Origin of the sequence: Pseudomonas sp. GM21 (assembly GCF_000282215.1) — a bacterium.
Taxonomy (GTDB): Bacteria; Pseudomonadota; Gammaproteobacteria; order Pseudomonadales; family Pseudomonadaceae; genus Aquipseudomonas.
The window spans coordinates 86,954-93,672 of sequence record NZ_AKJS01000034.1 but is presented as its reverse complement, the minus strand read 5'-3'; the positions used below and the strand labels follow the sequence as shown (position 1 = coordinate 93,672).

Genomic DNA, 6,719 nt, shown 5'->3' with positions numbered 1-6,719 from the left:
GTGCGGCGGCCGCCGATGTAGTTGTGTCCCAGTAACGTGGTCATGAGTGATTCCTTGACCGGCCAATAAGGCTGGTAATTGAGGACTTAAAGCGCACGCACCTGGCCGATGGCCAACGGTGGGGTGCTTTCGCCGATACCGTTGACCAACGGCGCGCCGAACTCATCGAGGCTGATCTGAAAACGATCGCCCGGCTGGGTTTTCACGCCGTCGGCAAACGACAGCGTGGCGGTGCCGAAGTAGTGCACGTGGACATCGCCGGGGCGCAAAAACTGCGTGTATTTGAAGTGGTGGAATTCGAGGTTGGCGAGGCTGTGGCACATGTTGTCTTCGCCGCTGAGAAATTCCTTTTCCCATATCGTTTCGCCGTTGCGTTTGATGCGGCTGGTGCCGACCAGGTGCCTGGGCAATTCACCTACGCGCAGCTCGGGACCATACGAGCAATAGCGCAGTTTCGAATGCGCCAGGTACAGGTAATTGCGCCGTTCCATCACATGGTCGGAAAACTCGTTGCCCAAGGCATAACCCACGCGATATGGCAGGCCGTCGTCGCCAATGACATAAAGACCGGTCAATTCAGGTTCTTCACCGGCGTCCTCTGCAAACGGCGGCACCGGAAAATCCGCACCGGGGCGCACGACGATGCTGCCGTCACCCTTGTAGAACCATTCCGGTTGCGCGCCAACCTGCCCCTCCGCCGGTTTTCCGCCCTCCAGGCCCCACTTGAAGATGCGCATGGTGTCGGTCATGCCGGCTTCGACGGCGCCGTCCTGCTGGTGCATTTTGTCCCGCGCCGCTGCGCTGCCCAGATGAGTCAGGCCAGTGCCGCTGATCAGGCAATGGGCCGGGTCCTCGTGATCCAACGGCGGCAGGACCTTGCCCTGTTGCAACAGTTGCGCGTAATCCGGGCCTGCCTCGGTGCCGCGTTGAGCGACTTCTTCTTGCAGGCTACGTTGGGCGCGAATCGCCGCGAGTGCCAGTTCACGGGTGCTGCGGGTGCCTTTGAGCACCTGCACCTGGGTCCCGTCGACGAGGCCGACCTGACGCTCACCGGCAGTATTTTCAAATTGAATCAGGCGCATGACGGCCTCCAGAAAGTCGGGGATGGCGCCGCCCGAAAGCGACGCCTCAAGGTCACTCGATGATGTTGAAGTCGCTCAAATACTCATCGGAGATTTCCAGACCCAGGCCTGGCGTGTTGTCGTCGAGCTGGATGTAGCCGTTGACCGGTTGCGGCTCGCCCTTGAACACGTAGTAGAAGAGTTCGTTGCCGACCTCGACGTCGAACACCGGGAAGAACTCGGCCATTGGCGAGGCAGTGGTAGACATGGTCAGGTGGTAGTTGTGCATCTGTCCGGCGTGGGGAATAACCGGCACCGACCAGGCTTCGGCCATGGCGTTGATCTTGCGCGCGGCGGTGATGCCGCCCACGCGGTTGGTGTCGTACTGGATCACGTCGACAGCGCGACGTTCCAGCAGGTCTTTGAAGCCGTAGGAGGTGAACTCATGCTCACCGCCAGAGATCGGCATGATCCCCATTTTTTTCAGCTCGATGTAGCCCTCGATGTCATCGGCGATCACCGGTTCTTCCAGCCAGCGCGGCTCGAATTCGGCGAGTTTGGGCAACATGCGCCGCGCATATTCCAGGGTCCAGCCCATGTAGCATTCGAGCATGATGTCGATGTCGGGGCCGGCCAGATTACGCAGCGCGCGCACTTGTTCGATGTTCTTGCGCATGCCCGCCGGGCCGTCTTTCGGGCCGTAGCCGAAACGCATTTTCAGCGCGGTGAAACCCTGGTTCAAATAGCCCTGGGCTTCTTCGAGGAACAGGTCGAGGTTGTCATTGGCGTAGAGTTTGGAGGCGTAGGTCCAGATTTTTTCCTTGGTGCGCCCGCCGAGTAATTTGAACACCGGCTTGTTTACGGCTTTGCCCATGATGTCCCAGATGGCGATGTCGATGGCCGAGATCGCCGCCATGCCGATGCCTTTACGGCCCCAGGCGTGGCTCTGGCGGTACATCTTCTGCCAGATGTATTCGTTGTCGAACGGGTCTTCGCCGATGGCGATCGGGGCCAGGTAGGTGTCGATGATTTCCTTGGCCACGCGCGGCGCCAGTGCGCAGTTACCGATGCCGACCAGACCGGTATCGGTCTCGACTTCCACCACCAGCCAGCCGTGAAAACGGAACGAGCCCATGGCGTCACCGCGTTCGAACAGGATGTCGCTGGCGTTGGTGCAGAAGTGTGCTTGAGGGGGAACGACTTTGCCTTTCCACTCAAAAACGCGGGTACGGATGGCTTTGATTTTCATGAATACAGTTCCTTGCGCTGCCGGCTTCTTGTAATTGTCAGGTCGCTGCGCAGAGCCGCTCGGGAGCGGGTTCCGGCATTCGATGGAGCGACTTTAGCCAGCGCTCGGGGGAGCGGATAATCACTTATGCGTATCCGGCGATAACCCTGGGTGATCACACCAATGGATTTTTGCCTGAATGGGGTTATCAGGCACAACGCAAACCCAATGTGGAGCGACGGTTCAGCCTGTTCGAGATGGAGCCAATACAGACCACCAGGATTTTTGTATCCGAGAAAAATCCAAAAAAAAACCCCTCTTTCGAGGGGCTCTTCAAGTAACGCTATCAGGCATCAAGCCATCTGAATGATGGTCTGCATGATGGTGCTCTGGGTGGAGATGGTCTTGGCGTTCGCCTGGTAGTTGCTCTGCGCCTTGATCAAATCAACCAGTTCATTGGTCAGGTTGACGTTGGACTCTTCCAGGGAGTTGGAAACCACTGAACCCAGCGTGCCGGTTTTCGGTGCATCGATACCCGCCACACCCGAGGAAAATGTTTCTTTCCAGCTAGAACCACCGATTGGCTGCAAGCCTTGTTCGTTGGCGAAGCTGGCAATGGCTACCTGGCCGATGGCCTTGGTTTGCTGGTTGGTGAAGTTGGCGGTCATGACACCGTTTTCATCGATGGTCAGACTGGCGATCTGGCCAGTGGCGTAGCCGTCCTGGAACTGCGCAGTACGGGCGGTTGGCGAGGCGTACGACGAGGTTTTAGTCATGTCGAAGGCAATACCGCCAACAGCGGCGTCCGAACCGTTCAGGGCCCAGGTTGGCGGGTTGGCGTTGGCGTCAACCAGCACGCCCGGTTTCCAGCCTGTCATGGTCAGAGTGGTACCGGTTTGCGTCCAGCCCGCGCCACCCGTCAGGGTCTTGATGCTGCCATCAGGATTGAAGGTGAGGTCAGCCGTGATCGGCACCGGAGGGTTTGCAAGCGGGTCGGTTGGGCTACGGCCGTCCATGTAGGTGTAAACGGTCCAGGAGTTGGACGCCGCATTTTTAACGTAGTACTGGTCCATCGTGTGCTGGTTGCCCTGCGTGTCGTACACAGGGGTGGAAATGGTCTTGTTGTAGCTGTTGGTGTCCTTGACGTTGAACGGCGTCACGGTTGGCAGCGGATCCGAGGAGTTCAGGTTCATCGTCTGATCGACACGCGTGGTCGCATTCGGCGCCAGGCTCGACGTGTCGATTTTCAGGTCAGTCAGCACGCCGTTGATGATCTTGCCATTGGCGTCTACGCCATAACCCTGCAAGCGATTACCGTTGTTGTCGACCACGTAGTTTTCGGCGTTGGTCTTGAACGCGCCGGCACGGGTGTAGCTCAGGGAACCGTTGTCGCTCATGATGAAGAAACCGTTGCCCTGGATGCCCATGTCCAACACGTTGCCGGTGTTGTTCACATCGCCCTGGCCGAACTGTTGGGAGACGTTGGCCAGGCGCACGCCGTTGCCGATGGTCTTGCTGCCGGTGCCCAGGCGGGTGGCCGAGTACACGTCTTCGAATTCTGCACGGGAGGATTTGAAACCGGTGGTCGCGACGTTGGCGATGTTGTTGCCGGTTACGTCCAGTTGTTTGTTGGCTGCATAGAGACCGCTAAGGCCGATATTGAAAGACATATTCCACTCCTTTGTGCCGTGTTAGTCGGCTCTATATACCAATGGTTTGTACTTTGGACAGGGCAATGCTGCCCAGGCCGGCCAGGTTCAGCATCAACTCACCGCCGGTCTGGCTGATGGTCACGCTGTTGACGGTTGCGGGCAGGTAAGTCACCAGCGAGGTCGCCTGGCTGTCGTAAGTCGCGGTGGCGGCGAACTTGTACGTCCCGGCCTTGGCCACTTCGCCCGCATCGTTCTTGCCATCCCAGATGAAACTGGCGTTGCCGGCTGCCTGGCTGCCCAGGTCGATGGTGCGAATGACTTTGCCATCGGCATCGGTGATCTTGACCGTCACCGGGTTCGTCGATGCCGGCACGACCGCCGTACCGTTGAAACTTTTGGAGGTATCGACCACGGCGGTGTCGGTCTGGGCGACAACCGAGCGGCCGACCAGCGAAGACGCTTGCAACGCTTGCGACGAGTTGTAATTGCCGGCAATGCCGGTGACCGTATCGTTGAGCGTGGTGATGCCTTCCAGGCTACTGAACTGCGCCAACTGAGCCACGAACTCACCGTTGTCCTGCGGCTCCAGCGGGTTCTGGTTTTTCAGCTGGGTGACCAGCAATTGCAGGAACGCGTCCTTGCCCAACGCTTTCTTGCCAGTGGCACTGCCAGTGGCTCCGGCCAGGCCGTCGTTGCTGGTGGGGTTGGTCTTGACCGAAGAATTGGCTAAAACATCCTTGATGTTCACGCCGACGCTGGTATCGATAACACTCATCTGAGTCGCCCCTTATCACTGACCGAGGGTCAGGACCTTCTGCATCATGGTTTTGGCGGTGTTCATCATTTCGGCGTTGGTCTGGAACGAACGGCTCGCGGAAATCATGTCGGCCATTTCTTCGACGACGTTGACGTTCGGGTAGTAGACGTAACCCTTGGCGTCGGCAGCCGGATGGTTCGGCTCGTAGCGCGCTTCAAGGTTGCTCTGGTCTTCGACCACGCCCAGCACTTGCACGCCTTGACCGGCAGCATCCTGGTTCTGGAACAGCGAATCGCTGCCGCCGCTCTGGCCGCCCTGGAACATGGTGGCGAACACCGGGTGACGGGCGCGATAGGTCTGGTCGATGCTCGACGAAACGGTTTCGGCGTTGGCGATGTTCGAGGCCACGGTGTTCAGGCGCGTGGTTTGAGCGCTCATGCCGCTACCGGCAATGTTGAAAACACTGGAAAGGGACATGGCTTACTCTCCGCGCAGGGCTGACACCAGCCCTTTGAATTTGCTGTTGAGCAGGGTGAAGCTGGCCTGGAAGCCGACGGCGTTTTCCGCGTAGTTCGACTGTTCCAGCTGGGCGTCCACGGTGTTCTGGTCAATCGACGGTTGCATCGGCGTGCGATACAGCAGCGACTCGTCGCCATTGCCCAGGCCTTGGGCTTCGATATGACGGCTGTTGGTCATGTTCAAGGCAAACGTACCGCTCTTGGTTTTCTCGTTCTGTGCGGCGAGCACTTTCGAGAAGTCCAGGTCCCGAGCCTTGTAGTTCGGGGTATCGGCGTTGGTGATGTTGTTGGCCAGGACTTCGGCACGCTGAGCGCGGAAGCCCAGGGCTTGTTCGTGGATACCGAGCGCTTTATCGAAGCTGATGCTCATGTCGGGAAACCTTCGGGTGACCTGATTTTTCGTAACAGGAGACATAGCAAGCGGCGTGCCAAATGAAAAAAGCCCATAAACCGGGGCTTTGCCGGGAGTGGCAAGGCGGCAATGCCAGAAAAGCGGCAACCGGTTTCCGCCATCTGCCGCTTTTCTGCCGCTTTCTCACTGGCAACTCCATTCCCCTGTGGGAGGTGCTGGAGGAAAAAAATCAGGCATAAAAAACGGGAGCCCTCTGAGGTCTCCCGTTTTTTTGATCCTGCCAACGAATCACTTCGCCTGGTAAATAATCCCCGGGCTGCACTGGACCATCTGGTAATGATCCGGCAAACCGTTCAGCGCTTCGGACGCGCCGAGGAACAGATAGCCACCTGGCTTGAGCGTGCTGTGAATGCGCAACAGGATGTCTTTTTTCACCTCGGCGGAGAAGTAGATCAGCACGTTGCGGCAGAACACGATGTCGAACTTGCCCAGCGCTGCGTAGCTATCCAGCAGGTTGAACGAGCGAAACTCCACCCGGCTCTTGATCGGCGCCTTGATTGCCCAGCGTCCCGGCCCTTTCGGGTCGAAATAACGCTGAAGGCGCTCGGGCGACAGACCACGGCCAATCGCCAGGCTGTCGTACTCGCCAGTCTTGCAGTTGGTCAGCATGGTGCCGGACAGATCGGTGGCCACAATCTGCGCGCCCATCTTCAATTGGCCCAGGTTGACGCGCTCGAACTCATCGATGGACATCGACAGCGAATACGGTTCCTGCCCCGATGAACAGGCCGCCGACCAGATCCGCAAGCGCTGACCAGGTGCGGCCTTGATGGCTTCGGGCAACACCTTGTTCTTCAATACTTCAAAGGGATAGGTGTCACGAAACCACAAGGTTTCGTTGGTGGTCATGGCATCCACCACCATCTCGCGCAAACCGCTGCGTGGCTGGGTCTGAATGCGCTGGACCAGTTCACCCAGCGACTTGATGCCCTGCTGTTCCATCAGTTTGTTGAGACGGCTCGAGACCAGGTACTGCTTGTTTTCACCGAGCAAAATGCCACAGGCCTTTTCCAGGAAGACCCGGAACTGTTCGAAATCCAAATTACCCGTAGACAAAGATGCCGCCTCTTAAATCGTATGAACCACCAGGA

Annotated in this window: 8 protein-coding genes; 1 reads left to right on the top strand and 7 read right to left on the bottom strand. The window is 58.3% G+C overall.

The window, feature by feature from the left end; all coding sequences use genetic code 11:
- Positions 1 to 86: 86 nt before the first annotated feature.
- The 6 genes from araD1 to flgB all read right to left on the bottom strand — a co-directional run bounded on the left by araD1 (position 87) and on the right by flgB (position 5,586).
- Positions 87 to 1,082, bottom strand: coding sequence for an AraD1 family protein (gene araD1, locus PMI22_RS22375; protein ID WP_007943925.1), 996 nt, complete (start codon positions 1,080 to 1,082; stop codon positions 87 to 89).
- 52 nt (positions 1,083 to 1,134) lie between these two features.
- On the bottom strand, positions 1,135 to 2,310 hold the full coding sequence (locus PMI22_RS22380) for an L-rhamnonate dehydratase (RefSeq protein ID WP_007943924.1): 1,176 nt from the start codon (positions 2,308 to 2,310) through the stop codon (positions 1,135 to 1,137).
- A gap of 332 nt (positions 2,311 to 2,642) precedes the next feature.
- Positions 2,643 to 3,959: a flagellar hook protein FlgE gene (gene flgE, locus PMI22_RS22385; protein ID WP_007943923.1), complete on the bottom strand. Its 1,317-nt coding sequence runs from the start codon at positions 3,957 to 3,959 to the stop codon at positions 2,643 to 2,645.
- 31 nt (positions 3,960 to 3,990) lie between these two features.
- A complete protein-coding gene (flgD, locus tag PMI22_RS22390) occupies positions 3,991 to 4,716 on the bottom strand; it encodes a flagellar hook assembly protein FlgD (protein ID WP_007943921.1) in 726 nt (241 codons plus the stop codon).
- Between the two features lie 15 nt (positions 4,717 to 4,731).
- Positions 4,732 to 5,175, bottom strand: a complete 444-nt coding sequence (gene flgC / locus PMI22_RS22395) for a flagellar basal body rod protein FlgC (RefSeq protein WP_007937507.1) — start codon at positions 5,173 to 5,175, stop codon at positions 4,732 to 4,734.
- 3 nt (positions 5,176 to 5,178) lie between these two features.
- The gene (gene flgB, locus PMI22_RS22400; RefSeq protein ID WP_007943919.1) at positions 5,179 to 5,586 is read right to left on the bottom strand and encodes a flagellar basal body rod protein FlgB; all 408 of its coding nucleotides are present in this window, start codon (positions 5,584 to 5,586) and stop codon (positions 5,179 to 5,181) included.
- A gap of 62 nt (positions 5,587 to 5,648) precedes the next feature.
- Here flgB and PMI22_RS31285 point away from each other — a divergent pair, with 62 nt between their 5' ends.
- Positions 5,649 to 5,807 carry a hypothetical protein gene (locus PMI22_RS31285; RefSeq protein ID WP_157214408.1) on the top strand — a complete coding sequence of 53 codons (159 nt, stop codon included), beginning with the start codon at positions 5,649 to 5,651 and terminating at the stop codon, positions 5,805 to 5,807.
- Positions 5,808 to 5,856: 49 nt separating this feature from the next.
- On the opposite strand, the gene cheR is transcribed toward PMI22_RS31285, so the two are convergent.
- Positions 5,857 to 6,684: a protein-glutamate O-methyltransferase CheR gene (gene cheR, locus PMI22_RS22405; protein WP_007943918.1), complete on the bottom strand. Its 828-nt coding sequence runs from the start codon at positions 6,682 to 6,684 to the stop codon at positions 5,857 to 5,859.
- Positions 6,685 to 6,719 lie beyond the last annotated feature (35 nt).